The 25,407-nt window shown below is 39.7% G+C and carries 22 protein-coding genes and 1 pseudogene; 13 read left to right on the plus strand and 10 right to left on the minus strand.

Going from position 1 to position 25,407, the window contains the following annotated elements; genetic code table 11:
* Positions 1 to 237 precede the first annotated feature (237 nt).
* From AC5JMK_RS06760 to dhaK, 4 genes are all read left to right on the plus strand, one after another.
* On the plus strand, positions 238 to 2,472 hold the full coding sequence (locus tag AC5JMK_RS06760) for a heavy metal translocating P-type ATPase (RefSeq protein WP_096675157.1): 2,235 nt from the start codon (positions 238 to 240) through the stop codon (positions 2,470 to 2,472).
* Between the two features lie 139 nt (positions 2,473 to 2,611).
* Positions 2,612 to 2,908, plus strand: a complete 297-nt coding sequence (locus AC5JMK_RS06765) for a DUF5132 domain-containing protein (RefSeq protein ID WP_096675156.1) — start codon at positions 2,612 to 2,614, stop codon at positions 2,906 to 2,908.
* A gap of 488 nt (positions 2,909 to 3,396) precedes the next feature.
* A complete protein-coding gene (locus AC5JMK_RS06770; protein ID WP_495909704.1) occupies positions 3,397 to 3,981 on the plus strand; it encodes an HMA2 domain-containing protein in 585 nt (194 codons plus the stop codon).
* Positions 3,982 to 4,286: 305 nt separating this feature from the next.
* Positions 4,287 to 5,360 carry a dihydroxyacetone kinase subunit DhaK gene (gene dhaK / locus AC5JMK_RS06775; RefSeq protein ID WP_495909705.1) on the plus strand — a complete coding sequence of 358 codons (1,074 nt, stop codon included), beginning with the start codon at positions 4,287 to 4,289 and terminating at the stop codon, positions 5,358 to 5,360.
* A gap of 37 nt (positions 5,361 to 5,397) precedes the next feature.
* Here dhaK and AC5JMK_RS06780 read toward each other — a convergent pair whose 3' ends face one another.
* A complete protein-coding gene (locus tag AC5JMK_RS06780; RefSeq protein WP_495909706.1) occupies positions 5,398 to 7,383 on the minus strand; it encodes a glycosyl hydrolase family 28-related protein in 1,986 nt (661 codons plus the stop codon).
* A gap of 113 nt (positions 7,384 to 7,496) precedes the next feature.
* Between AC5JMK_RS06780 and dhaL the strand changes: the two genes are divergently transcribed.
* The gene (gene dhaL, locus AC5JMK_RS06785; protein ID WP_495909707.1) at positions 7,497 to 8,123 is read left to right on the plus strand and encodes a dihydroxyacetone kinase subunit DhaL; all 627 of its coding nucleotides are present in this window, start codon (positions 7,497 to 7,499) and stop codon (positions 8,121 to 8,123) included.
* Positions 8,124 to 8,272: 149 nt separating this feature from the next.
* Here dhaL and AC5JMK_RS06790 read toward each other — a convergent pair whose 3' ends face one another.
* Positions 8,273 to 9,043 (minus strand): MlaE family lipid ABC transporter permease subunit, encoded by a 771-nt coding sequence (locus AC5JMK_RS06790; RefSeq protein ID WP_096675151.1) that lies wholly within the window; start codon positions 9,041 to 9,043, stop codon positions 8,273 to 8,275.
* 2 nt (positions 9,044 to 9,045) lie between these two features.
* A pseudogene (locus tag AC5JMK_RS06795) lies at positions 9,046 to 9,156 on the minus strand (tRNA dihydrouridine synthase DusB); the annotation flags it as partial.
* Between the two features lie 101 nt (positions 9,157 to 9,257).
* On the opposite strand from AC5JMK_RS06795, the gene AC5JMK_RS06800 reads away from it, so the two are divergent.
* The gene (locus tag AC5JMK_RS06800; protein WP_495909708.1) at positions 9,258 to 10,205 is read left to right on the plus strand and encodes a HEAT repeat domain-containing protein; all 948 of its coding nucleotides are present in this window, start codon (positions 9,258 to 9,260) and stop codon (positions 10,203 to 10,205) included.
* 124 nt (positions 10,206 to 10,329) lie between these two features.
* Here AC5JMK_RS06800 and AC5JMK_RS06805 read toward each other — a convergent pair whose 3' ends face one another.
* Both AC5JMK_RS06805 and AC5JMK_RS06810 read right to left on the minus strand, forming a co-directional pair.
* On the minus strand, positions 10,330 to 11,826 hold the full coding sequence (locus tag AC5JMK_RS06805) for a beta-barrel domain-containing protein (RefSeq protein ID WP_495909709.1): 1,497 nt from the start codon (positions 11,824 to 11,826) through the stop codon (positions 10,330 to 10,332).
* 208 nt (positions 11,827 to 12,034) lie between these two features.
* Entirely contained in the window at positions 12,035 to 12,910 is an 876-nt protein-coding gene (locus AC5JMK_RS06810; protein ID WP_495909710.1) for an SDR family oxidoreductase, read from the minus strand.
* 584 nt (positions 12,911 to 13,494) lie between these two features.
* Here AC5JMK_RS06810 and AC5JMK_RS06815 point away from each other — a divergent pair.
* The gene (locus AC5JMK_RS06815; RefSeq protein ID WP_096675147.1) at positions 13,495 to 13,722 is read left to right on the plus strand and encodes a GIY-YIG nuclease family protein; all 228 of its coding nucleotides are present in this window, start codon (positions 13,495 to 13,497) and stop codon (positions 13,720 to 13,722) included.
* 134 nt (positions 13,723 to 13,856) lie between these two features.
* On the opposite strand, the gene hpnH is transcribed toward AC5JMK_RS06815, so the two are convergent.
* Both hpnH and thrC read right to left on the minus strand, forming a co-directional pair.
* The gene (hpnH, locus tag AC5JMK_RS06820) at positions 13,857 to 14,870 is read right to left on the minus strand and encodes an adenosyl-hopene transferase HpnH (RefSeq protein ID WP_096675146.1); all 1,014 of its coding nucleotides are present in this window, start codon (positions 14,868 to 14,870) and stop codon (positions 13,857 to 13,859) included.
* Positions 14,871 to 15,059: 189 nt separating this feature from the next.
* Positions 15,060 to 16,151: a threonine synthase gene (thrC, locus tag AC5JMK_RS06825; RefSeq protein ID WP_096675145.1), complete on the minus strand. Its 1,092-nt coding sequence runs from the start codon at positions 16,149 to 16,151 to the stop codon at positions 15,060 to 15,062.
* Between the two features lie 424 nt (positions 16,152 to 16,575).
* Here thrC and AC5JMK_RS06830 point away from each other — a divergent pair, with 424 nt between their 5' ends.
* The gene (locus AC5JMK_RS06830; protein ID WP_096675144.1) at positions 16,576 to 16,758 is read left to right on the plus strand and encodes a hypothetical protein; all 183 of its coding nucleotides are present in this window, start codon (positions 16,576 to 16,578) and stop codon (positions 16,756 to 16,758) included.
* 252 nt (positions 16,759 to 17,010) lie between these two features.
* On the opposite strand, the gene AC5JMK_RS06835 is transcribed toward AC5JMK_RS06830, so the two are convergent.
* Positions 17,011 to 17,340: a hypothetical protein gene (locus tag AC5JMK_RS06835; RefSeq protein ID WP_495909711.1), complete on the minus strand. Its 330-nt coding sequence runs from the start codon at positions 17,338 to 17,340 to the stop codon at positions 17,011 to 17,013.
* 184 nt (positions 17,341 to 17,524) lie between these two features.
* Between AC5JMK_RS06835 and AC5JMK_RS06840 the strand changes: the two genes are divergently transcribed.
* Positions 17,525 to 19,207 (plus strand): iron uptake porin, encoded by a 1,683-nt coding sequence (locus tag AC5JMK_RS06840; protein ID WP_096675143.1) that lies wholly within the window; start codon positions 17,525 to 17,527, stop codon positions 19,205 to 19,207.
* A gap of 419 nt (positions 19,208 to 19,626) precedes the next feature.
* A complete protein-coding gene (locus AC5JMK_RS06845) occupies positions 19,627 to 19,977 on the plus strand; it encodes a hypothetical protein (protein ID WP_495909712.1) in 351 nt (116 codons plus the stop codon).
* Positions 19,978 to 20,025: 48 nt separating this feature from the next.
* Here the strand turns inward: AC5JMK_RS06845 and AC5JMK_RS06850 are convergent, their stop codons facing one another.
* Entirely contained in the window at positions 20,026 to 21,297 is a 1,272-nt protein-coding gene (locus tag AC5JMK_RS06850; protein WP_096675142.1) for a glycosyltransferase family 4 protein, read from the minus strand.
* Between the two features lie 137 nt (positions 21,298 to 21,434).
* Here AC5JMK_RS06850 and AC5JMK_RS06855 point away from each other — a divergent pair, with 137 nt between their 5' ends.
* The 3 genes from AC5JMK_RS06855 (at position 21,435) to AC5JMK_RS06865 (ending at position 24,601) form a co-directional block, all read left to right on the plus strand.
* Positions 21,435 to 22,454 (plus strand): Npun_R2821/Npun_R2822 family protein, encoded by a 1,020-nt coding sequence (locus AC5JMK_RS06855; protein WP_096675141.1) that lies wholly within the window; start codon positions 21,435 to 21,437, stop codon positions 22,452 to 22,454.
* Positions 22,455 to 22,560: 106 nt separating this feature from the next.
* On the plus strand, positions 22,561 to 23,508 hold the full coding sequence (locus AC5JMK_RS06860) for a glycosyltransferase family 2 protein (protein WP_096675140.1): 948 nt from the start codon (positions 22,561 to 22,563) through the stop codon (positions 23,506 to 23,508).
* A gap of 349 nt (positions 23,509 to 23,857) precedes the next feature.
* Positions 23,858 to 24,601 carry a two component system response regulator RpaA gene (locus AC5JMK_RS06865; RefSeq protein ID WP_016863919.1) on the plus strand — a complete coding sequence of 248 codons (744 nt, stop codon included), beginning with the start codon at positions 23,858 to 23,860 and terminating at the stop codon, positions 24,599 to 24,601.
* A gap of 301 nt (positions 24,602 to 24,902) precedes the next feature.
* Here AC5JMK_RS06865 and AC5JMK_RS06870 read toward each other — a convergent pair whose 3' ends face one another.
* Positions 24,903 to 25,070: a metallothionein gene (locus AC5JMK_RS06870; protein WP_096675139.1), complete on the minus strand. Its 168-nt coding sequence runs from the start codon at positions 25,068 to 25,070 to the stop codon at positions 24,903 to 24,905.
* Positions 25,071 to 25,407: the final 337 nt, after the last annotated feature.

Genomic DNA, 25,407 nt, shown 5'->3' on the forward strand with positions numbered 1-25,407 from the left:
TTAGTCCTCACTACAAACCATCTTCTCGTCGCCAATAAACCTCTTTGCAGGTTAAAGGGGAAAGGATTTTTCAATTCCTTTATACCAATTCACTAAAATCAAGCAACAAATGCAAACTGTAAAACTCAGATACCATCTGATTTTCTGAATTTTGAATTTTGAATTGGTATTAATCCTTACCCCGACTTCTGCAAGAAGTCTAATTGTTCACCAATATTTTTTTATGAGAGAGAAGCAATGGTACAAGTTAAGGTGGGTCTACCATCCTCCGCAGGTCAAGTTTCACAACTGAATTTGACCCAAAAGCATGGAAAAGCCCATTTTATAGAATATAAGGGACATTCACGCACTCATCTTCCCAAAGTAGACTATACTGTTATCCATACAATTCCGGGAAGAATACGGTTACGAGTACCTCGCTTGCGTCATAATCCAGACTACGCACAGCGCCTCCAAGTTCTGCTAGAAGCAGATGCGTTAGTCACATCCTTGCGACTCAAGCCAGCTGCTGCATCGGTTGCGGTTACTTATAACCCTAAAACAGTTTCAGAATTTAAGCTACGCCATCATCTAGGCCATGTATTTCAATCCGCAGCAGAAGTTGTGGTTTTAAAGCCAACAACCCAAAAAACCACAAAAGAAACACAGACATCTTGGCCTGGATTACAACTTTCTGGCGCTGCTACTGCTTTGGCTGTGCTGGGTGGCCCATTGGGTTTAACCATTCCGCCGATTTTGATGGTAGGAACCATTTCTCTTGCTACCTTGCCTGTTCTTCAACGTGCTTGGAAAGGAATTACACTAGAGAGAAAACTAAATATAGACTTTTTGGATTTGATTGCGATCGCCATTACGACAATCCAAGGTAGATTTCTCGCACCAGCATTAATGCTGAGTTTAATTGATATTGGTGAAAAGATTCGCGATCGCACAGCTCGTTGTTCAGCACAGCAAACTTTAGATTTGCTCAGTTCCCTGGGACAATTCGCCTGGGTAGAACGAGATGGTGAAAAACAACAAATACCCATTCACGAAGTGCAGCGTGGCGATATTGTCATTGTCTATCCAGGAGAACAAGTCCCAGTTGACGGGACAATCTTGCGGGGGAAAGCGCTACTGGATGAACAAAAACTAACTGGCGAATCCGTACCTGTATTCAAAACCAAGGGACAAAACGTCTTCGCTTCTACCTTGGTACGGGAAGGACGCATGTATATTTTGACAGAACGAGTTGGCAATGATACACGTGCCGGGAAAAGTCTCCAGTTGATGGAGCAAGCTCCTGTCCACGATACCCGGATGGAAAACCATGCAGCTACAGTAGCACAAAAAACAGTATTGCCAACTTTGTTACTAGGAGTAGCAGTATTTGCCCTGACTCGCAACCCAGCCAGAGCCGCCAGTGTCCTGACTCTAGACTTTGCTACAGGAATTCGGGTATCTGTACCAACTACTGTTTTGGCAGCTCTTACCCATGCAGCAAAACGCGGTGTTTTAATCCGCAGTGGTAGAGCGCTAGAGCAACTGGCACAGCTAGATACCATTATCTTTGATAAAACTGGTACACTCACTCAAGGGGAAGCTGCTGTTGTTGGTGTCGAAAGTCTCAATCCTGCCGTCTCTTCTCTAAGAGTGCTGCAACTAGCTGCAACTGCTGAACAGCGTCTAACTCACCCTGTTGCAGAAGCAGTCATGCGCTATGCCGAAGCTCACAAAGTTGAGATGTTACCGCGTAGCAAATGGGACTATCAGCTAGGCTTAGGGGTAAAAGCAGAGATCGACGGCGAAACAGTTTTTGTGGGTAGTGAACGTTTCCTGCGTCTTCAAGAAATAGACATGTCCGGCTTGGAAGGACATCAAAAACCTGATTCGGCAATTTATGTTGGCAGCAATGGTCAAGTTTTAGGTATAATAGAATATAGTGACTTATTGCGTCCCGAAAGCCGCGAAGTTATTAGCAGACTGTTAACGGTGGAAAATGTGGAAGTACACATGCTCACCGGAGACAATCAGCAGACTGCTAATGCTGTAGCCGCACAGCTTGGAATTGCCCCAAGTCATACTCACGCCGAAGCTTTTCCTGAGCAAAAAGCAACAGTTGTCCGTGAATTACACGAACAAGGCAAGACAGTTGCATTTGTTGGCGATGGCATAAATGATTCACCTGCTTTAGCATATGCTGATGTTTCCGTTTCCTTCGCCAACGGTTCCGATATTGCTCGTGAAACAGCAGATGTGGTACTGATGCACAATAACTTGCATGGGTTACTAGAAGCGATCGCGATCGCTCGCCAAACCAAGCAATTAATTCAGCAAAATACGGGTATTATTGCCATTCCTAACTTAGCTGCTTTGATGGTAGCCGTATTTTTTGGGCTGAATCCTTTAGCAGCAACAGTAGTTAACAACGGTTCCACAGTTGTTGCGGGAGTCAATGGTTTACGTCCACTTCTCAAACCAACAAATGTTTAAAAGTTGGTTGTTGATTGTTGCTTGTAAACTATCAATAAAATTAAAAATCTCTATCGACAGCAAGATGAAATATTCATCTCAAATGAATTAAGATTAGAGGTTTTAATAGAAAGTTCAATTCACGTGAGGTTAATAAATAATGGCACCGAAAATTACTGACTTTGTAGAAGATGCTGGCGCACCTGGAATTATTGCAGGTATTGGTGCGGTCATTTTAGCACCCGTTGTGATTCCAGTAGTAGCAGGAGTTGGTAAACCAATTGCTAAATCTTTGATCAAAGGTGGACTTGTTCTTTATGAAAAGAGCAAAGGAGCTTTTGCAGAATTAGGCGAAAATTGGGAAGACATGGTAGCTGAAGCTAGAGCAGAACTTGCTGAATCTAAGCAACTGCCAGCTGTTGAAGCTGCTGATAATATATCTGACAATGGTGCATAACACGCTTGTTGGGTAAAGTTTAAAGGGCAAAGGGAAAAGGAAAGTTTTTCACTTTAGCCCTTTAACAATTTTGGCTTTTGGACTTCGTCGTAAGCGCTCAGTCGAACGATTTTGGATTGAATCCATTGAATTTGGGAGACTGCGATTCAAATCGCAGTCTCATAGCTAAAGTCTGCTTAAGCAGACTATTAGACATCTGGTGAAAAAGAATATAAAAGCCTTATGTAGTCAGGGTCGATATCCCATTTCTGGAGAGGTCTATTTGATTGATTGAGTCGTCTTTATACGACTTGTGCTATTAGCTATAGCGGTTCTCGCTCAGATGAGGTACATTCTCAAAGTTGAAATGATTTATCTATGAAGTCTAGCTATACTTCATTAGCATAGGAAACGCTATAAGGGTTTAAACCCTTAGTGATATATTGAAAAAATCGGGATGCTCCCTTCGATTGAAATAAATTTTGTAATTACTCAAGGAGAGTGGTTACGTGTTGAAAAATGGTAATGGCACTCTTACTCAGATGCCAAAAACAATGTCGGAAAAAATCATCAAAAGACGCCCTAAACCAATACTGACAAAAATTGTTAGTAATACTCCGGGTAGGTTACGTTTGCGAGTTGCTCATTCCCATCGTCAAAAGGAAGAAATGCAACGTCTCGCCAAAACATTAGAAGCAAATCCTAGTATCAATAATGTGCGGATGAATGTTCAGCAAGGGAGTATTACCATCCAGCACAATCGGGACGATGAGAGTTTCAAAAATGTTCTCACTACCCTATATGATTTAGGGATAATTTTTGCTGATATTACAGGTGGAAAATCTGAAGCAGCAGCAGGAGTATCAGATTCAATTGTTGATTTGAACAAGCGAGTCCACGATGCAACCAAGGGTTTAATTGACTTACGAATCATTATGCCCATAGGACTTGCTACCCTTTCGATTCGCCAGTTACTCATCAAAGGTTTGCAATTAGAAATTATTCCCTGGTATGTGTTGGCATGGTATGCATTTGATAGTTTCATCAAGCTGCATGGTACAACAAGCCAATCAACATCTACGAGTGAAGAATAGGTTCAATTAAGTTTATTAGCGGGTAAGATGCCCGCACTACAAAAATTCTATGCGCTGCTATCGTATATCAGTTCTTATATGAATGGTGTAGATGTAGGATTGCATATTATAGATAGCAGAAAGCAACGGATTTAACTCAAAGCATCAGGTAAGAGCAAATGTTCCTTCAGAAAGTTCTGGAGGAAATAGTTATTATTTGTATTCATGGTTCATAAATATTCTATTTTATTCAGTAAGATATTTAAGGAAAAATTTTAAACTCTTATAATAAAGAGATTTAACCATAAATTATCCGTCAGCAAAATATGAAAAAACTTATTAACAATCCGCCTGATTTTGTGCGCGAAAGTTTAGAAGGTATGGCGATCGCTCACCCAGATTTAATTAAAGTCAATTTTGATCCTAATTTTGTCTATCGAACTGATGCACCGATCAAAGGTAAAGTAGCAATTATATCTGGGGGTGGTAGTGGACACGAACCGATGCACGCTGGTTTTGTGGGAATGGGAATGCTCGATGCTGCTTGTCCTGGTGAGGTTTTTACTTCGCCTACCCCTGACCAAATGCTCGCAGCAGCAAAAGCTGTAGATAGTGAAGCAGGTATTTTATACATCGTGAAGAACTACTCCGGCGATGTGATGAATTTTGAAATGGCGACAGAGTTAGCTCGAAGTGAAGGTATCCAGACGCTGAATATCTTAATCGATGATGATGTTGCAGTCAAAGATAGTCTTTATACCCAGGGACGACGGGGTGTCGGAACTACAGTACTAGCAGAAAAAATCTGTGGTGCAGCAGCGCAAGAGGGATATAATTTACGACAACTAGCTTCTTTGTGTAGGCGCGTCAATTTACATGGACGAAGTATGGGTATGGCCCTGACTTCCTGTACAACACCAGCCAAAGGTACACCAACGTTTACACTTGGGAACCAAGAAATGGAGATCGGTATCGGGATTCACGGTGAACCCGGAAGGGAACGCATGAGTCTAAAATCAGCAGATGAAGTTGCTGAGATGTTAGCGCTATCAATTATTGAGGATGCATCTTATACTCGGACACTACGAGAATGGGACGAAAAAACAGGCGAATGGCAAGAAGTGGAACTGGTAAATGCAAATTTTGTCAAAGGCGATCGCTTGCTAGCTTTTGTTAATAGTATGGGTGGTACGCCGATTTCTGAGTTGTATATCATCTACCGCAAACTCGCAGAAATTTGTCAACAGCATGGACTACAAATAGTGCGAAACTTGATTGGTGCTTATATTACTTCCTTAGATATGCAAGGTTGCTCTATTACTCTACTCAAGCTAGATGACGAGATGATTCGCTTATGGGACGCACCTGTAAAAACCCCAAGCTTACGGTGGGGAATTTAACTCAACTATATAAAACTCTTACCAATGACAAATGACATCAATCTTTAAAACCCGTATACAACATCAGAACTCTACCATTACCTGTGTATCTGCCAGGAAGTTGATCTTTAATCAGCTTTTTAGTTTGGCTTCCTCGTGTTTCTTCTACCCATATTTGATAGCTATCATTATCAAAATACACTTCAGCCACACCAATGAAGGAAGCAGAAGCATTAGTAATACGGAAAAGAGGATCTTGGGGCTTTTGTTCACCAGCAGCATAAAATAGTCCACCCAAAAGTTCAGTTAAGCCACCGTTTTTAGTTTCAATTTTTGTCTTACCTTTCTCTGTTTTAAAACCGAGAATCCACAGTTTTGCTCCATTATTAACTATATTAGTCTCTAAATCACCTTCAGGATTGACTTGGCGTACCCAAATATCTTGAGCAGGATTTAAAAACCTCAGTTTATCCATAACAGCATCATCAATAAATAAATCTCCACTACCGTTACTTTCTAAACTTAGGTGACTAATACTACGATAAACAACAGTTCTCTTAGCCACATTCTTCCATCTCAACTTAGAACCAAAATCAACAAAGAAGTTTTCAACAATCAGTGTTGGTTTACTACCGTTATCTGCGACTATTTCTCCTTTCCCATTCATTACTCCTCCTGTACTAATAAATCTTTCTAGTTTTCCTCGTAGTCGCAGAGAACCGTCAATGATAAATGTTCCTTTCCCACCAGGTACTACTACTGTTGTGGCGCCAGAATCAATTGCCTTTTGAAAAGCCGCTGTATCATCTTTATTATCGTTAGCAATTGCGCCAAACTTCTCAACACTCACCCATTTTTTCGGATCATCCCATTTCAACTTGGGAAACTTTTTAATGGGAAGTTGCAGTGACTTTGATGGTGAAGGAAATTGTGAAATTATGGGATGGGATGTATATTCCTTCAAATTGGAACCTGTAACTATCTTTTTTCCTTCTCTTGTATTATTTAAGAGAATTTCTTTATATCCAGAAGAGACGACATTTCTACCATAAATAAAACCAGCCGAAGAAATTCCTGGAAGTTTCTTAGCGCGATCGCGACCAACCACTTTAGCATTTACTAGGGTCAAAGTACTACCAGGATCGACACCTCCATTGGGATCAATACCATTGATAATTGCCGATACAGAATTAATGCTATTAAAACCCTCCAAACTCATTGCTTGTCCATTATTAAAAATACCTGCAAAATTTTGATCGCGGACAGTAATATTCTGCATGGTAATACCATTAATAGCGTTATTGGTACGCACACCATAATCAAAACCAACTACTTCTACATCTTCAATCAAAAGAGGGCCAACTTCACCATGAGTTAAAGCTAAACCAGTAGTTCCCTTTTTGTCTTCAGAGATAATCTTGACGCTTCTGACTGCTCCTTGATTATTAGCAACAAAATTCAATCCCTCTGCACCTGGATTATTTTTTCCAACTTTAATAGTCAGATTTCTCACAGAATTACCAAAACGTTGAGCCGCTATACTTGCTTTAAAATCTTCTGAATTGGGATCTAAATCTGGATCGAATCCTGTAGAAATAACTGGTCGAGGTTTGTTGACATCTTGGAATAAAGGAGATTGATCTTGAAGGCGAATAATCACGCGATCGCGACTTTGACCTTGTAGCGTAGTAAATTTATAATCCGAGCGGTTACGCTCTCCAGCTGGCCAATGTAGACTATTAGAAATATCATAAGTACCGTTTGGTAAGTAAATAATTCGTCCTTGAGCGGGAAATTGATTGAGTGCTTTTTGAATAGCTTCTGTATCATCCTTTCCATCGTTGGGTATAGCTCCATATTCTGGTGCAGTAACATCTAATACACCTACATTTTTGGGAAAAACAATATTTTCTGGTACACTTGGGCTAGCTTGCGCGATTTGAATCTCAGCATTTTTGGTATAGTCAGCACAAGTAGAAGTGACAACAGCCACAAAAATCAAGCAGGGAATTTGTTTGAAGATAGAGGCTTTAGCAAAAAACACAAGCTGATGTTCTCTTAAATACTTTACTACTCCCTCTTACATTTGTTAATTGCCAAAACCGTAAGAACTCGGATATTTCTCTATGATATCTGCATTCAGCAGGAGGTCTGAAGATGGTGAGAAAAGAGCAGATTTTGCAGTGGTTGCAAAGATTTGCAACTCTAGTCGAAGCAAACAAAGACTACTTAACAGAATTAGATGCAGCCATAGGTGATGCTGATCATGGTATCAACATGGAACGTGGCTTTAAAAAGGTCATTACTCAGTTACCAACTGTTGCAGATAAAGACATCGGTAGTATTTTGAAAACGGTGAGTATGACCCTAATCTCCACAGTTGGTGGTGCAAGCGGCCCGCTTTATGGCACATTATTTCTACGAGCAAGTACGGTAGTAGCTAGCAAACAAGGACTTAGCGAGCAAGATATACTAACTATGTTGCAAGCGGGATTAGATGGTGTCATTAGTAGAGGTAAAGCACAACTAGGCGATAAAACGATGGTGGATGCTTTTTCACCAGCCGTAGCAGCTTTTGGACAAGCTGTGACAAGAGGTGAAGATACATTGTCAGCAATGCAACAAGCTGTAGCAGCAGCAGAGAAGGGAATGCAAGATACAACACCAATGCAGGCTAAAAAAGGTCGCGCCAGTTATTTGGGAGAACGAAGTATAGGACATCAAGATCCAGGGGCGACTTCTGTTTATTTTATGTTGCAGAGTTTGCTAGATGTTATCCAGTAAGTAAGTTGGGAAAGTGAACTACGTGCTGGGCGTTCACTCCTGCTTGAAACTCTAAGTTGAATTAAAGCCTTAATTCAACAGGAAAAAGGCTATTTTTAAGGGATTTTAAACATTTGGGATGCTCACAGTGACAGCCTTGCTGAGTTTAATCAAATCAGTTTTTCATACAGCAGCAAAGAGAGAAGAAAATCAAATATAAAAATTAATACCCAACTTGTTACAACTGCTGCGGTTGCTGATTCTCCTACCTGTTTTGCTCCACCTGTAGTAGTCAATCCCCAATTACAACCAATTACAGCAACCAGCACACCAAAAATTAAGGCTTTGAGCAAAACAGTCAATATATCCGGTACTGCTAAAAAATTCCTCACTGATTCTAAAAAGATCTCTGGGTCTACTTGGTAAAATTGCATAGCCGCAAAAACACCACCCATAATCCCGATTACTAAACCTAAAATTGTGAGAATTGGCAACATTAAACAGCAAGCAATTACCCTTGGTACCACAAGATAATCAATAGGGTCAGTTTTAAGCATATAAAGTGCATCTATTTGTTCTGTGACAGACATTTCACCGATTTCCGCCGCAAAAGCAGAACCGACCTGCCCAGCAATTATACTTGCAGTCAAAATAGGTGCTAATTCTCGACAGAATGCTAAAGCAAAAGCGCCTCCCACAGTATTTACTGCATCAAATTTGACTAATTCCCTAGCGGTTTGAATCGTAAAAATCATACCTGCACAACCATTTACCAACAGTACAGGTAGGATAGAACCTGGTCCTGCTGTCACCATATGTTCCAGAATCTTGTGGTAGCATGTTTTTCCTTGAATAAAATGCAGCCATACCTGACCCATGAGCAAGATACTAGTAACAAGGCGGGCAATGTGCGATCGCCTAGATTTTTTTTGAGGTTGCAATGTTAATTTAACTGCTTAATCGTTCTATCAATTAAATTTACACCCTGCTGTACAGTTTCTATCAAACTTAACTCTACACGCAACTGTGCCGCACCGACAAAACCTTTCACAAAATGAATTTGGTTAAAATTTTTAGTGATGTTTTGGGTGATTTTCGTAATTGCGATTATTAGTGATGTATTGATCTTGCAAATGAACTTACTGACCTACACCCATGATTAAATCTAATTATTCAAAATTCCCAATTCGAGTTCGTTGGAATGCGATCGCCCAAGCAACAGTTGGCTTGTTGTGCTTGTCTTCACCGTTATTTCTCATCAGCGCTAGTTGGGCGCAACAAGTGAATGGACAAAATATTAAAGTAACTTTACCCCTCAACGGTAATTCTCAACCTAATGCTAATCTTGGTGCTGCGGCTGTACCAGTTCTCATTCAAGTTTTACAAGGAAAACAAGCACCAGCAGGTTTTGATGCAACTTCTGCAATACCCGTTTTAATTCAAGGTATACAGGGCAATAATCCTCAAATACGCTCAGATGCTGCGGCTGCGGTTCCTGGTATTATTCAAGCTTTGCAAAATCAAAATCCCCAGCTACAACAGCAGGTCCAACAACTAGGCCAACCAAACGCCCAACCACAGGCTCAACTCAATACTCAGCCCAAAGCCCAATCAAATGCAGGTAGATGTTTTGTGTCAAATCCAGGATCTGTTGTACCATCACTAATTGGAGGTTTGCAAAATCAGGACGAATTGGTTCGCTTTTTTGCTGGTGCGACTCTCGGCTGTCTTGGCGATCAAGCTAAAGGTGCAGCCCCTGCTTTACTTACTAGCTTGACAGATCCAAACCAAGCTGTGCGTTTAGTTGCAGCCTTTGCTTTGGATAAAATCGGTATTGGAATTCAACAAGCAGCTAAGAGTTTATCTGCTGGGCAACTAAATCAATTAGTATCTTCGTTTAGCTCTAGTCTTGGTTTTTTAGCTAACCCATTAATTAACTTACCCCAAAATGTGGTTAATTCTTTGTTCAACACCTCACCAAATCCTCAACAACCTGTTCAACAACCTGTTCAACAACCTGTTCAACAACCCGTTCAACAGCAAATTCAACAGCCAACTCAACAAATTCAACAGCCAACTCAGCAAATTCAACAGTCGAGATAAACAAGAGCGATCGCCCGATAATTAATGGAAGCACAGGCGATCGCAGCACCAAATCTTTACCAATTACAAATGACAAATAACAAATGACGACCCCAATTAGTTAACTTTATTTGTAGCAACTTGCTTACCTCACAGAAAATGCTTCGCTGAATCTGCGAGTTACGGGTTCTAAAATGAAAGTTAAAATTGACTTTTTACGGGTGACAATTTCACCATTAGCACTCATACCTGGTGTAAAGGCGACTTCTTGACCTCGCACCATTAGAGAGTGTTTATCTAACTTAATTCTTGTTGGGAAAACTAAGCCTAATTCTTTATCAACAATGGCGTTGGGACTGACTTGAACAACTTCTCCATCAACAACGCCAAATTCTTGAAACGGGAAAGTTGCCATTTTGACTTTTGCTCTCATCCCTTCGCGAATAAAACCGATATCACGGTTGAGGACTTTTACTTCTAATAGCAATTCTTCCCCATCTGGCAAAATAGACAGTAATTCTTCACCAGATTGTACAGGGCCTTTAGTCGCCTTAACTCTATAGACAGTTCCAGAAACTGGAGCTTCAATTGTTTCTAACTGTCGCTGCTTTTGGGCTTGATCAAGTTGACCTTGAACATTATTTAGTTCTTCTTTACGCTTATTAATTTGGGTCAAAATTTCACTTAAACGTTCTGAAGCCAAACGTTGTGCTTGACTGCTAGCAGCTTGATAGGCTGCTTGTGCTTGGAGAATTTCTTGCTTTTGAGCATCAATATCTTTTTTTAAAGATATGACTTTATCTTGAGCTTCTGTGATTTTATTTTGAGCATTGGTGACTTCATCACTGGCTTTGGTAATTTCTGCTTTGGCACGATTGAGCCTGTCTTGTGCTTCTAGATAATCTATTCTGGGTATGGCACCACTATTATCAAGAGTGCGTAACCCTTGTTCTCTTTTTTGAGCGATCGCCAAGCTACTGACAGTTTTTTCTCGAAGACTTTTGGCGTTGACAAGGTTAGTTTTGGCGTTAGCAAGGCTAGTTTGGGCGTTAACCAAGTTATCTTCTAGCCGACTTAAGCGGACTTTTGCTTGTTCGATCAACGCTTTTTGACGATTTGCTTCTGCTTCTGCTGCTACTTGACGTGCTTTATAATCTTGCAAGCGTGAGGTCAAAAGTTGATCTTGCAGTTGTGTACCTGCATTTGTTGCTCCCGTCCGTTCTGCATCCAAACGTCGTAAATCTTCTTTGATTAAAGAAGCAGATTTGATCAAGCGTAAAACATCAGATTGCTGTAAATCTGGGTCACGTTCAACTACAACTTGACCTTTATTGATGCGATCGCCTTCTTTAACTTTCACAGCTAAAATCGAGCCATTTCCCAAGGATGTAATCGGTCGTACTTGACTAGAAGCAATTAACTCTCCGGTAGCTGTCGCAACTTCATCCACCTGGGAAAAATTAGCCCATGCGATCGCCCCAAATACAACTAAACTAATTGTTCCTGCTAATAATCTTGTATATAAAGGCGGTAATTCTTGTACCGCTTTACCCAATTCATAAGAAAGTTGTTCATCCGGTTTAGCAAATCTTTGTTTAGTTTGACGTGCTTGAGCAGCATTTGCAGCTAAGGAGTATCTCATAGAATTTTTGATAGGTCGGGGAACGGGGATTAGGGATTGGGGATTAGGGATTGGGGAACGGGGATTGGGGATCAGGGATTGGGGATTGGGGATTGGGGATTGGGGATTGGGGATCAGGGATTGGGAAAAGACTTTTTAAATAATTCCCCCTTGTCCTCCTTGTCTCCCTTGTCCCCCTTATCCCCAATCCCTGATTCCCTTTCCCCAACTAAACTGCTAAATAACGTCTTACAAAATGTTCTAGTGTTTCCAATTTAAAACCGAAAATCGTTTCCAAGTTGGCAATTTCTTCAGTTGTACAGAAAAATTCGTTTGCTAGCAATGTGCGGAAGGTTCCCAAATTTTTTTGAGCTTGGGGATTCATAAAACCCAACACTCCACGCAATCCATCAATCATAAATAGTGGCGGATTAATGATAATTGGCTCTTTGTTAAAGATGCGACCAAAAATTTTTGGAATATCTTCTCGTAATAAAATCTCTGGTCCTCCCACTGATAAAATTTGATTACGAGCGCGTTCATTCGTCACAGATTCGACAATCATTCTTGCTAAATCGTCTGTACTTACTATCGAACTCCGGTTTTTGGGGTCGCCAATTAGCAAATAGACCCCTGTCTCCCGAAATCGTTCTGCCAATGGCAGCAAGTTAGATGCTAATCCAGATGGACGTAAAATAGTGTAATTTAAGCCACTGCTTTCTAAATATCGTTCTACTGCTCGTTTGGCTTTGAACACCGGAGCATCTTCATACCCCCGGTTGGCTCCTAATACAGAAATTAATACAAAATGTTGCACTCCATTGATTTTTGCCTGGTCAATTAGTTCTATATTGGCGCGGTAGTCCAAAGCTAAGGGATTGCCATTAGAACCGTGAGTACTAATAATGTACTGAACACCTTGACAAGCTTTGTGAATATCCTGTTGTTGTTCTAAATCACCAATAAAAATGTCAGCACCTCGATGTTCTAACTCTCCATAACGCGAGGTGAGGCGAACAAATGCTCGAACTGACATTTGGCGATCGCGCAGCAGTCGTACAACACGACGACCAATTCCTCCGGAAGCTCCTGTGACTAGAAACATAGTGATTTTGGATTAGGTGTAGGGGATTGGGGATTGAGCAAGACGCAAAGACGCAAAGAGTTGAAGACACGGAGAATCTATCAAAAATATTCTCTGTGTCTGTGTGTCCTCCTTCCCTTATCCTCTATCCCCGATCCCTTGTATTTTAAACTTCCAAAATTACAGGAGGTAAGGTGTGTTACGCCTCTGACTAACGCACCATCACAGATTAATGGGAATTCGACGGATAAAAAAACCTTTGCTACATTTGTTCCCTACAAGAGACCTCTTGCAAAAATATTTTTACCCCACCCTAACCCTCCCCGTAAACGGGGAGGGAACTAAATCTTCCCCCCGTGAACGGGGGGATTGAGGGGGGTTCATTCGACTTTTGCAAGAGGTCTAAGGACAGATGAATCCGCTTTCTTGGAAATTTTGGATTTTGGATTTTGGATTTATTCCACGGATCAATCCGCTTTCTTGTACCATCAAGGAATGATTGGTCAAAATATTACTGTCATTAAGGAATATGCCAAATTACCTTTGGTAGAGTGTTATCCAGGGGAAATAAATCTAGTTTTTATTCAAGCGAACATGATAGAACTATGTCTTCTGGCATCTACGCGATCGCACATATTGGTGATTTTAAGCTTTTTATTGGTGAAGCTAGCAAACTTAGCCAAAAGTGGCCGCCTATACTAAATCAACTCAATAGCGGTACATTTCCCCATGCCATGTTACAAGAGGTATGGAACACAGAAGGCGGTAAGCGCTACTTTTCATTTCACACAAAAACAGAGATTATTAGCGATCGCGATATTTTAGGTATTTAGTTAAAATGCAAAAAATCTAGTCAAACATATTCAGATACAGCAGATTGCAACTTAGTGAAGTACAGGGTAAGGGCGTCTACGCCCCTACATCTGTACCTCATTTACGTGAAAAACGCTGTAGCTTGGTATAAACTCTAACCAAAAATACTACCAATAGAACGAACTAAATTCTGTGGTTGCATAGCATCGGTAGCGGCGGTGGGTTCATAACCGCAGTGAACCATACAATCTGCACACTTAGGATTACCACTCGCACGCCCGTATTTGTTCCACTCGGTCTTTTCCATCAGTTCATTGAAACTGCCATAATGTCCCTCATTCAACAAATAGCACGGTTTTTGCCAACCGAGAACACTGTAACTCGGACTACCCCAAGGTGAACATTCATAGTCTTTCTCACCCGTGAGAAAATCTAAAAAGAGTGGATTGTGGTTAAAGTTCCAGTTTTTTTGACCTGCTTTGTAAGGAGCTAAGATTTCTCTAAATAAGGCGCGTGTTTGTTCTCGCTTGAGAAAATGTTCTTGATCTGGCGCCCACTCATAGCTATAACCAGGCGAAATCATCATTCCATCAATATTGAGTGTACTTAGGAAATCAAAAAACTCCTGTATTTGTTTGCGATCGACACCCTCAAACACAGTAGTGTTAGTAGTCACACAAAATCCCTTAGCTTTAGCAGCACGTATCGCTTGTACCGCAGTGTCAAAAACACCCTTGCGATTCACACATTGATCATGCCAATCTCGCATTCCATCTAGATGTACACTGAATGTTAAGTAGGGTGAAGGTTTAAATTTATCTAGGCTTTTTTCTAGTAACAAGCCATTCGTACACAGGTAAACAAACTTTTTGCGCTCAATCAATCCGTGGACAATCTCGTCAATCTGAGGATGCAGCAGTGGTTCGCCACCAGGAATAGAGACTATGGGTGCGCCACATTCTTCGGCTGCTGCAAAACATTCTTGTGGAGTTAGGTTGCGCTTGAGTATCTCTGTGGGATGCTGAATTTTACCACAACCAGTACAGGCGAGGTTGCAACGAAATAAAGGTTCCAACATTAAAACCAGGGGGTAACGTTTACGACCTTTTACACGTTGGGTAACTATGTATTTACCGACTTCTAATGCTTGCTGTAGATTAATAGCCATTAAAGCTCACTCCCCACTCTTGGATTTAAATAATATTGTGCCGTAAGTCTGTGGTTGTAGTGGGAAATACTGAGTGGGAAGTAGAGAATTATAAATTAGACATCTGCAAAAATTAATTATACGTTACCCACAATGCTTGTAGAGAAGCGAAATTTCGCGTCTCTACATATTTTTCACGCCTATGTCTATTCAAAATCCCATCGCCGCAGCTACAGCGTCAACTTCCGCCTCAATACCTTGTTTAAATTGACTGTTACTGTGTTTAATGGCTGTATCTGGGTCTTTTAAACCATTACCAGTGAGGACACAAACTACTGTTGCATCTGTAGGAACTTGGTCTTTGACCTGCAACAAACCTGCAACAGAAGCAGCGCTGGCTGGTTCGCAGAAAATTCCTTCTTCTGATGCTAATAAGCGATAGGCATCGAGGATTTCGTCATCGGTGACAGAATGGAAATTCCCCATACTAGCTGATTTGACAGCTACGGCTTTTTCCCAACTAGCGGGATTACCAATTCTTATGGCTGTGGCGATCGTTTCTGGGTGAGATATTGGTTCTCCCTTAACGAGGGGCGCTGCACCAGCTGCTTGGAAACCCATCATCCGAGGTAAGCGATCGCACTTACCAATTTGATGATATTGACAAAATCCCATCCAATATGCTGTGATATTTCCTGCATTACCCACGGGAATGCACAACCAATCGGGAGTTTTACCTAAGACATCAACAATTTCAAACGCTGCGGTTTTTTGCCCTTCTAAACGGTAAGGATTGACTGAATTCACCAAAGTGACCGGATGGGTTTCGGCCATTTCCCGTACTATTTCTAAAGCACGGTCAAAGTTTCCTTTAATTGCTAGTACCTCTGCACCATACAATAGCGCCTGTGCCAATTTACCCAGCGCTACATAACCATCGGGAATCAATACAAAAGCGCGCATTCCTCCACGTCGAGCATAAGCTGCTGCTGCTGCTGAGGTATTACCTGTACTAGCACAAATCACCGCCTTAGCCCCTGCTTCCTTGGCTTTAGAAATTGCCATTGTCATACCCCGATCTTTAAAGCTACCAGTGGGGTTAAGACCGTCGTATTTGACAAAAACACGTACTTGTCTGCCAATGCGTTGTGCGATCGCAGGCGCTGGAATCAAGGGAGTGTTACCCTCCAGCAGGGTGACAACTGGTGTTGTTTCACTGACAGGCAAGTAGTCACGATACTGCTCTATAAGTCCGGGCCAGGGTTGGCGATGAGATGTAGTTGCAGACAGGCTCAAGGTCACGAGTTTTCAGGGCTTGTTATTGTTAAATATTTTTGGGTGTTGGGTGTTAGGTGTTGGGTATTGGGTATTGGTTATTAAGTGTTGATTGTTTAGAAATCACTAACAAACAACATATGTCAAACCCAAACACAAATAACCACACAACAAACAACTTATTCGTAGAATGTCAGTTTATCGTTTTAGATGTACCTCTGGGAAGGTTGACGCCACATTTTTTGACACTTCCCACACCCCACACACCTCAAACATCCTAATAGCCGCAATTCCAGAGGAACAAAGTTATGTTTGTCTAGTCAATGACTGCACATGAAAGATCGAATTACAAGGGAAAGAAAAAATTATATTATTTTTTAATAATTCTTTAAACTTTCCTATTATAATATCTTTGATGGTGTGAGTTGAGTTACGGGTAACTTAGTAAGCAATGTCTACATCTAGTATTTCTGAACGCGAATCCCATACAGCTTGGGCAACAAAGTTAGAGAAGTGTTTTAATCAAGTAGATCAGCAAGTTAAATTTATGCACTTGCAAGCAGAGGTGGATTGTCTGCTACAGCAGTTGCAGCACTTGAAAATGCAAAAATTGGCAGCCACCGACACTGAATAATAACAGTATCTCAAAACAAAAGCTCGCCTCTGACAAGTACTGTTTAGAAATGCCAGTGGTATATCGCAACTGTGGGCTATTAATTGGCATTCTCTACCAGTACATTGATTAAACTCAGCTATTCATTGTCGGTTTGACGATCGCTACTGAAAAAAATATTGAAAATTTTACTGAAAATAAATAGTCAATTTATTAATTCACTTACCAGTTAGTTATCAACCAAAAGCTAGCTTATTGATAACTGATAACTGTTCACTGTTCCTCGCGGCTGACAGATTTTACCCATGCAGGCAAAAATTGATTCAGCCAGGTAACTTTATCAGGATTGATTATCAATTCAATACTAACCCAGGTAAAAGCCACGACTAAGAAAGCGCTACTTAATAAGATAGCGATCGCCACTTTTGACGCCAACTCAGAGGAATTTTTCTGAGTCTTGACTTTTCGACGCAGAAGCGAACACCCGTCTGGTTGAAAACTTTGTGTAGGAACCTGAGATGTTTTGACAATTTTCTTAGGTTTTTTGACAATTCGTTTTTTAGTTTTGTTCGTAGCAGATGGATTTGGTGGGCGATTAACCATACTTAATTTTTCAGTAAATCTAGCAAGACTTGTGATTATTTTTTTTCTTTTATACTCCCGTTCTTGAGATATTGCCCAGAAAGAAAAAGTGTAAATTTGTACAAATCAGTAATTTTACTAATGACGTTAAAAAGGTATTTTGAATAAGCTCTATCGTTGAGTGTGTGAGCGAAGTGTAAAAAAGTTGAACGAAAGTCAAAGTAGGGTAATTGCGTGCGTATTAGTAGCGATAGTTAATGGATTTCCCACGCCAGCGATCGCTATTCCCGCACAAAAGCTGGGAGAATTAGCGGAGAGTTTTTCCTCTAATTCTTCTGTTTCCTTAGCAGCATCAGATCAATTCACTTTCCTTGATGATCCGATGGCGCAAGTGACATCAGTATCTCAACTGCGAGATGTACAACCTACAGATTGGGTATTCGGTGCATTGCAATCTTTGGTAGAAAGATATGGTTGCATTGCAGGTTATCCCAATCAGACTTATCGTGGCGATCGCCCCATGACTCGCTATGAATTTGCAGCTGGACTGAATGCTTGCTTAGATCGAGTCAATGAATTGATCGCCACAGCGACGAATGATTTAGTTAGTCGTGAAGATTTAATTGCTTTAGAAAAATTACACAAAGAATTCGCAACCGAATTAGCTGCTGTACGAGGTCGAGTTGATAATTTAGAAGCCCGTACTGCTGAAATTACTGCTAACCAATTCTCCACAACAACCAAACTCAGTGGTTTTACGATAGTTGGTATTCAAGGACGCACTGACAACCGTGCTGACATTAATCCAAGAGACGGTAAAAAAGATACAGATGACGCTAGTACAAATATCAATATCATCAACTATAGCCAGCTATACCTAACTAGCCAATTCACTCCCAATAGCTATCTATTAACAAGTCTTATAGCGGGTAATGGCTCGACAGCACCAAAGTTAAGCAACGATGTTTATCTTGGTTACGAATATCCCACAAATAATCAGTTAAGTATATATGACTTGAATTTTCACTGGCTTGTTGCTGACAACTTAGCAATTGTAGCAGGAGTACAAGGTATAAATATGCCTAGTGCTTTCCGTGGCCCCAACCGAGCAGAAAGCGGAGCAACAGGCCCATTATCATATTTTGCCCAAAGGAACCCAATTTTAGATATTGGATTTAACGGAGGTGGTATTGCTGTTGATTGGCAATTTGCCAAACGTGCTAGCTTACAGGCTCTTTATACTAGTAACACACCAGCCAATCCTGGCAAACGTAGCGGCTTATTTGATGGTAACACAACCACTGGTGTGCAATTATTACTAACACCATCTGATAGCATTGATGTCAGTTTATATTACGTGAATAATTATTCATCAGATGGATGTTTACTGACTTACTTAGGTGATGATTGCCTAACAGCAGTTAACCCCGATACTGGCAAATCAGAACCATTACAAACTAATGCTGTTGGTAGTTCTGTTAATTGGCAAATCTCACCCCAAGTCACTTTAGGTGGTTGGTTTGGTTATACAAATTCTTACATTCCTGGTAAATCAGGAAATGTAGAGACTACAAATTATATGGTGTATCTTAATTTCCCTGATTTATTTGCCAAAGGTAATTTAGGTGGAATTTATTTCGGACAGCCTCCTAAAATTACAGGTAGTGATTTACCTGTAGGAAAAAATGTCCCTGATTATATAAATACAGGTTTAGGGCGTCCAGGGAGTCAGCCAGGAACAACCCATCACATTGAAGCCTTCTATCGCTTCCAGATCACAGATAATATCAGTATGACACCAGGAATCATTCACATCTGGGAACCTGGCCATACTCCAGATAGTGATTCTATTACAATAGGCGTGTTGCGGACTAGCTTCACTTTTTAGATCGAAAAACTCTCTTTTTCTTGAATTTGTATTCATAAAGAGTTCATAAAATTATTTTATTTTGAGTAAAATCCACGCAGTAATAAGTTTTTCAAAAAGCAAAAAATAAATTTTCTATTTCCGAGAATTTTCTATTGTTGAAACCATTCCCAAAAATATAAATTATTGAATAGTTGTTGAGTCATGCATCACAACATCTTCATTACAAGTTTGTAGTAAGCACTTTAGTGCTTAAATATTCGAGGACTAAAGTCCACCCTTCGGGTAGACACGAAGTGGCTTCTGAAAGTAGCCGCTCTTACGAGCGTCTACACTACAAACGCATTACTCTAAAAAATTGATGTGGTAAACCATTAGAACGTGAGTAGGTAGTAATTAGAAGTTCAACGAATAACTACTATCTATTAATTGCTAACGGGATGGAAACAAATTTTGTAACGAAATTAATTAACCCAATGTGTCAATATCTCTATAATCTACTAGAAATAATGCTAGTAGCTGGTTCTACTATGCTGGTTATTCCTTGTCAAGCTCAAAATCTCTCGAAATCCAATCTAGAAAATAGCAATAGTAATATAATATCCGCATCGTCTCAATTTGATGCTGCCAATACAAATATAAAATCTAACTTGAGTAATGGTGATGATTCCAGGAATAATCAACTACAAGTCATTTCTGAGTCAACTAATAATGAACCAGTTACCACTAAAGCTAATCAACGCATTCCCATATCAAGTAGAATCTTTGCTGTGCCTTCAATGCAACAGTAAAGTGTCATCAGCCGTGAAATAAATTTCCGGCTGATAGGTTAAACCTGTTCAAGCAAGTTGATTTTTGATAGTTTTACCTTCCACGCCTTTATACTCTAACTCTAATTTATCAATACAGATTTGTTCGTAGCATTTACCTGCACTTTCCCAGGTGAATTCATTTTCGATTAATTTTCTACCGTTACAAGATAATTCATCTCGTAGTTGTGAATTACTAAATAGGTGACTAATGGCGCTAATATATTCAGCTGGATGATTTGCTCGTAGTGCGGTGAGTGGAACATTTGCGCCATCTACAGCTAATCCTTCTAAACCGCGATCGCTTGCTACTATTGGAACACCAGCAGCCATTGCTTCTAAGGTTTTATTTTTAATTCCAAATCCTGTCCGCATCGGTACAACACAGACAGTGGATTTATGTAAGTACTCTACCATCGAGGGTACACGTCCGGTGACAGTAATTCCTGGTTTTGCTTGCAGTGCTAAAACTTCTGGTACAGGACGAGAACCAACGATATCAAAAGTTGCATCTGGATAACGTTGTTGAACTTTTGGTAAAACTTCATTGCTGAAAAAGCAGACAGCATCTATATTCGCTAAATTATCCATCGCACCGATAAAAACTAAATGGTGTCCTCCTGGATCGGTAATGCGATTGGGGAATGACTCTAGATCCACACCGTTAGGAATGACGGAAATTTCAGCATCAGGATTGAACTGTTGCAGTTGAATTTTATCTTCTTGTGTTGTCACTGCGATCGCCGAAAATTTAGAGCAGTAGCGTTGTTCGTAATGTCGTAGTAAAGGTAAATTGATTCTATCTCGCCAAGGATTTTCAGAAATCCCAATTTCTAGCTGGTTGCGACAGGTTCCATATACAGAACTATGGACATTAACTATAGTTCTTACCTGTTTTTTAAAATGAGGTTTTATATAGATTTCATTAGCGCTATGTTCGCAGGTAATAACATCGCATTTGCCTGCTTGTACAAAATTATCTATCCACTCCTGCATTTCCACAGAATATCGATTTAAGACACTTGGTGGAATTCCTTCTCGCAAAAAATTCGTGAAACGTTGAAATTTTTTAACGATACCGCCATTAGTTCCAAAATCAGGAGGACGGTTAAAAACAACTAAATTACTTAACCAATTTTGTAACTCTGTAATTTCTGCATCTGTGACATCAGCTTCCCGTTGAGTTACCAGGGTAACAGCATGGCGTTGACAAAGATACTTGAGTAAGTTAAACGTTCGTACCTGTGTTCCTCCTCGCGTTGACGGATAAGGAAAATTGGAAGATAACATCAAAATGTTCATAAAGGAATTGATTTGGGAACAATATTGATCAGTGCAGTGATGTATATAGAATGACCTGTTGATATAGTTTATGTCATCATCTTGAACTCTATGTATTTGAGCTACTTATAAATTCAATCTCAGGATCATCTTTCCGTATGAAAAAAGCTGGTATTTATACTCTTGCCAATGATGCTGTTTATGATCAGTTAGTTGCATTATTAAATAGTATTGAAAGAAATATTAACCCAGAGATTCCAGTTTCTATCATTCCCTATAATCAACAATTAAAGAAAATTACAGAAGAAATTAAGTCTAGACCTCATGTCAGTCTTTTTGACAATTGGGAGTCAATTCAACGTTGGGATGATTTTGTCAATTTAGTATGGGATGCTCATCCCAGAGCTAAAGAATCTCAGTTAACTCGTCCTGGCTGGTATAAGGGTTTTGTCCATAGAAAACTCGCTGCGTTTGATGGAGATTTTGAAAGATTCATATTTTATGATGCTGACAGCTTAGTGATGAAACCAATTGATGATGTCTTAACAAAACTAGACAATTACGATTTAATTTTTGATGATTGGGAACATGACAAGCCTGAAGCCGCTACAGATATTAATCTTAAACTTGCAGCAAGTGCAACTAATCTTATAGAAGCTCAATTACGTTATAAAATTCATTGCAATAGTTTTTTTGGTTCCCATCAAGGACTATTTGGAAGTGAAGAATTAAATAATTTAATGTATCGCCTAATTGACAAAAGAGAAATTGAATGGATTAATCAAAAGTTTTGGTGGTCAAGTTCAGCTTTATTCAATTACATGACTATAGATAATAAATATTCTATATTTAACTACACTCTTAGCCCTAATGGTAAAGACAGAACTGGAAACTGTGCAAATGCAGATACATTTATAAATATTGACAATATCCTTTACAACCAAGAGGATTTAAAACCTATTCACCGCATTCATTATATGAGCTATCATGCACGTGATTTTGCTCGTTTATGTTGTGGTGAAGATGTTGATATTCGTTACCGAGAGGAATTTTTGTATTATCGATTCCTTAAACAAATAGAGCAAAAACCACGGCAATTTCAACCGCCAAGTATGATGGCAAAAACAAATCGATATTTAAAAAAAATTATGAATAAACTTAAGAGAACTATTGCTTGATTTGGTGGCTGTTTTAAATTAAATATGTGAAAAATTTATTTTGTGAACGAACACAAATGTACACAGATAGGATTTTGATTAGGATTTTTAATATTTATAGGATAATATGCCAAAAATCAGTATTTGTATTTCAACTTTTAACCGAGTTAAACTTTTACCTTTTGCTATTAATAGTGTACTACAGCAGACTTACCAAGATTTAGAATTAATCATTTGTGATGATGGTTCTCGTGATGGTACACCCGAATTAATTTCACAATACACAGATAGCCGAATTAGATATATTCGACATTCGCAAAATATCGGTAAAAGCAATAATATGCGCTCTGGTTTTGAGGCTGCTACAGGTGAATATTTTATCAAATTTGATGATGATGATCGATTAATACCAGATTTTTTAGAACGTACTGCTAAGATCTTAGATCAAGAACATAATATTGATTTTGTTGGTACTGATCACTGGATTATTGATATTAATAATATTAGAGATGAGGCAAAAACTCAGGAAAATTCTCGTCGCTGGGGTAGAGCAAATTTAGCAACAGGTATTGTAGATAATTTATTAGAAATAGTCTTTATTCAACAAAGCTTCCAAATTGGTGCAACTTTATTTCGTCGTCAAAGTTTGTCAGAGTTAGGGTTTATGCAACCTAATTGGCAAAATTGTGAGGACAATGATTTATTTGTGCGGCTAGCTTTAGCTGGTAAGAAGGGTTATTATTTGCCAGAGTTATTAATGGAATATCGCATACATGCAGAACAGCAAGGAATAAATCGCGTTATTCCTTATTTGCAGGATAAATTGGGGTATTTAAGTCATTATAAATTTGAGTCAGATAAATTAGAGAAGGTTAGGTTACAGCGTCTTGCAGAAACGCAGTTATTATTAGGTTTGCGGTTACTTGAAAAAGGAGAAATTCAAAAAGGTAGAGAGTTAGTTCTCGCAGGTAAGTCTTTTTCTCACGCTAAGGCGTGGACTGGGTTAGGGTTATCGTTGTTACCCAAGGGTTTGAGAAAGAAGGGGTTTGAGCTATTGCGACAGATGCGGGGGTGATATTTTAGAGCAAAATGTATAAAGCGTCCTTAATTCACTTTAATCACTTGTGCCTTCTGAATAATTCTTCGTCAAGGTTTTGGGTATTTTGTAGCTTATTCTCAGTTACGCGCAGCCAAAAACGCGGTGTAGAGAGTCATGGCTACACCGTTTTGCAAAAAATATGGTAGATTGTATGGCCAGTAACACATTCGCTTTAGGATTTAGTATAGCTTGGACTTGTTTTGAAAATCTTTGAATTTTAATCTTTATGTTAGATTTAAAATATTTTTTATAATCTAATGAAGCAATCTTTGTATTTCCCAAAGGTTCTTATTTATCCTTAATAAGTAGTAATATTTTTTTAATAATGCCGAGGATTCTAGTCATAGACGATGACCCAGCAATTTCAGAGTTAGTTGCCGTCAACTTAGAGATGGCTGGCTACGACGTCAGCCAAGCAGAAGATGGGATCAAGGGTCAGGCGCTGGCTTTACAACTTCAGCCAGATTTGATTATGCTCGATCTGATGTTGCCCAGGGTAGACGGATTCACTGTTTGTCAGCGCTTGCGACGAGATGAACGTACAGCTGAAATTCCTGTGTTGATGTTGACAGCACTCAGCCAAACTCAGGATAAAGTAGAAGGCTTTAACGCTGGCGCGGATGACTACCTAACTAAACCGTTTGAAGTTGAGGAAATGCTGGCGCGGGTGCGTGCTTTATTGCGGCGTACTGACCGGATTCCCCAAGCCGCCAAGCACAGTGAAATTCTCAACTATGGGCCTTTGACCCTGGTTCCTGAACGTTTTGAGGCAATATGGTTTAATCAAACAGTCAAACTGACTCATTTAGAGTTTGAGTTACTTCACTGCTTGCTTCAGCGACATGGTCAAACTGTTTCCCCAAGTGAAATCCTCAGAGAAGTTTGGGGGTACGATCCAGATGATGATATTGAAACCATTCGAGTCCACATTCGCCACTTACGAACCAAACTAGAACCAGATCCTCGCCATCCTCGTTACATCAAAACAGTATATGGTGCTGGATACTGCCTAGAGTTGCCTAGTGTTCCCCAATCAAGTGAAGGTGTCTCTACATCAAAAGTCGATTGATCCTATTTGGGCTATTGTGTAAATGTTATTAAATTAACGTTTGAATTGGCACTCGTATGTTGTCATCACTTCAAGAGTGCCAATAAGATTTTGCGTTTATCAAAACTTCTAATTAATTGGTGCGATCGCCATCACACCAGAGTCTGAATCAGTGATGATCGCAGTATCCCCTTTTGAACCTATCAATTTACTTTTTGCTGACCCTGCTTCTTATTGCTCTTGGTGGCATCTTGACACAATCTAATTTAGCAGGTAGGTTATTCGAGTTATGTTATTAGGCAGTTTCAAGAGGAATGGATGATTATGCGTGACATCCACAGCCTTGATGACCACAACCCTCTCCACTGGGATGACCATTCGCACAGGCTTCTCCACAATAAGGCTTGCCATCTTTGATCACAGCATCGGTTAGAGAAACTATACAAAGGCAAGATTCACAAGCGCATTTCATCTGAGTAACAGTTGTCATAGCAAGCACCAAAAGAAATTTGTTTTCAAGTAATTAATATAAAACACCTGAACATAAATTCAGTTATTTAAAGAAATTATAACTCCTAAGTAAGTCGGCGTGAAAAAACCAAACTATGTAAAGATAAGTAAATACGGAGAATGTATATACTGAGGTAACTAAACGATATGAGCGCTCGCTTAAGGGTATTTTTGATTCGTTAGCAAGACAAAACCCTGCTAAACCTGAGAACTAGGGATGCACCAAAGAATTATCTATTTTCTCTAAATACTTCATATCATTTACCACCACACCAGTTTTCATCAATTTCTTACTCCGAAACTGTAGAAATTTTGGA

The organism is Pelatocladus sp. (genome assembly GCF_059505505.1).

What these genes read in the sequence shown, in the direction of transcription:
- AC5JMK_RS06760 (WP_096675157.1), top strand. Translation starts at nt 238, where the DNA reads ATGGTACAAGTTAAGGTGGGTCTACCATCCTCCGCAGGTCAAGTTTCA.
- AC5JMK_RS06765 (WP_096675156.1), top strand. Translation starts at nt 2,612, where the DNA reads ATGGCACCGAAAATTACTGACTTTGTAGAAGATGCTGGCGCACCTGGA.
- dhaK (WP_495909705.1), top strand. Translation starts at nt 4,287, where the DNA reads ATGAAAAAACTTATTAACAATCCGCCTGATTTTGTGCGCGAAAGTTTA.
- dhaL (WP_495909707.1), top strand. Translation starts at nt 7,497, where the DNA reads ATGGTGAGAAAAGAGCAGATTTTGCAGTGGTTGCAAAGATTTGCAACT.
- AC5JMK_RS06800 (WP_495909708.1), top strand. Translation starts at nt 9,258, where the DNA reads ATGATTAAATCTAATTATTCAAAATTCCCAATTCGAGTTCGTTGGAAT.
- AC5JMK_RS06805 (WP_495909709.1), bottom strand. Translation starts at nt 11,826, where the DNA reads ATGAGATACTCCTTAGCTGCAAATGCTGCTCAAGCACGTCAAACTAAA.
- AC5JMK_RS06810 (WP_495909710.1), bottom strand. Translation starts at nt 12,910, where the DNA reads ATGTTTCTAGTCACAGGAGCTTCCGGAGGAATTGGTCGTCGTGTTGTA.
- AC5JMK_RS06815 (WP_096675147.1), top strand. Translation starts at nt 13,495, where the DNA reads ATGTCTTCTGGCATCTACGCGATCGCACATATTGGTGATTTTAAGCTT.
- hpnH (WP_096675146.1), bottom strand. Translation starts at nt 14,870, where the DNA reads ATGGCTATTAATCTACAGCAAGCATTAGAAGTCGGTAAATACATAGTT.
- AC5JMK_RS06830 (WP_096675144.1), top strand. Translation starts at nt 16,576, where the DNA reads ATGTCTACATCTAGTATTTCTGAACGCGAATCCCATACAGCTTGGGCA.
- AC5JMK_RS06835 (WP_495909711.1), bottom strand. Translation starts at nt 17,340, where the DNA reads ATGGTTAATCGCCCACCAAATCCATCTGCTACGAACAAAACTAAAAAA.
- AC5JMK_RS06845 (WP_495909712.1), top strand. Translation starts at nt 19,627, where the DNA reads ATGGAAACAAATTTTGTAACGAAATTAATTAACCCAATGTGTCAATAT.
- AC5JMK_RS06850 (WP_096675142.1), bottom strand. Translation starts at nt 21,297, where the DNA reads ATGAACATTTTGATGTTATCTTCCAATTTTCCTTATCCGTCAACGCGA.
- AC5JMK_RS06855 (WP_096675141.1), top strand. Translation starts at nt 21,435, where the DNA reads ATGAAAAAAGCTGGTATTTATACTCTTGCCAATGATGCTGTTTATGAT.
- AC5JMK_RS06860 (WP_096675140.1), top strand. Translation starts at nt 22,561, where the DNA reads ATGCCAAAAATCAGTATTTGTATTTCAACTTTTAACCGAGTTAAACTT.
- AC5JMK_RS06865 (WP_016863919.1), top strand. Translation starts at nt 23,858, where the DNA reads ATGCCGAGGATTCTAGTCATAGACGATGACCCAGCAATTTCAGAGTTA.
- AC5JMK_RS06870 (WP_096675139.1), bottom strand. Translation starts at nt 25,070, where the DNA reads ATGACAACTGTTACTCAGATGAAATGCGCTTGTGAATCTTGCCTTTGT.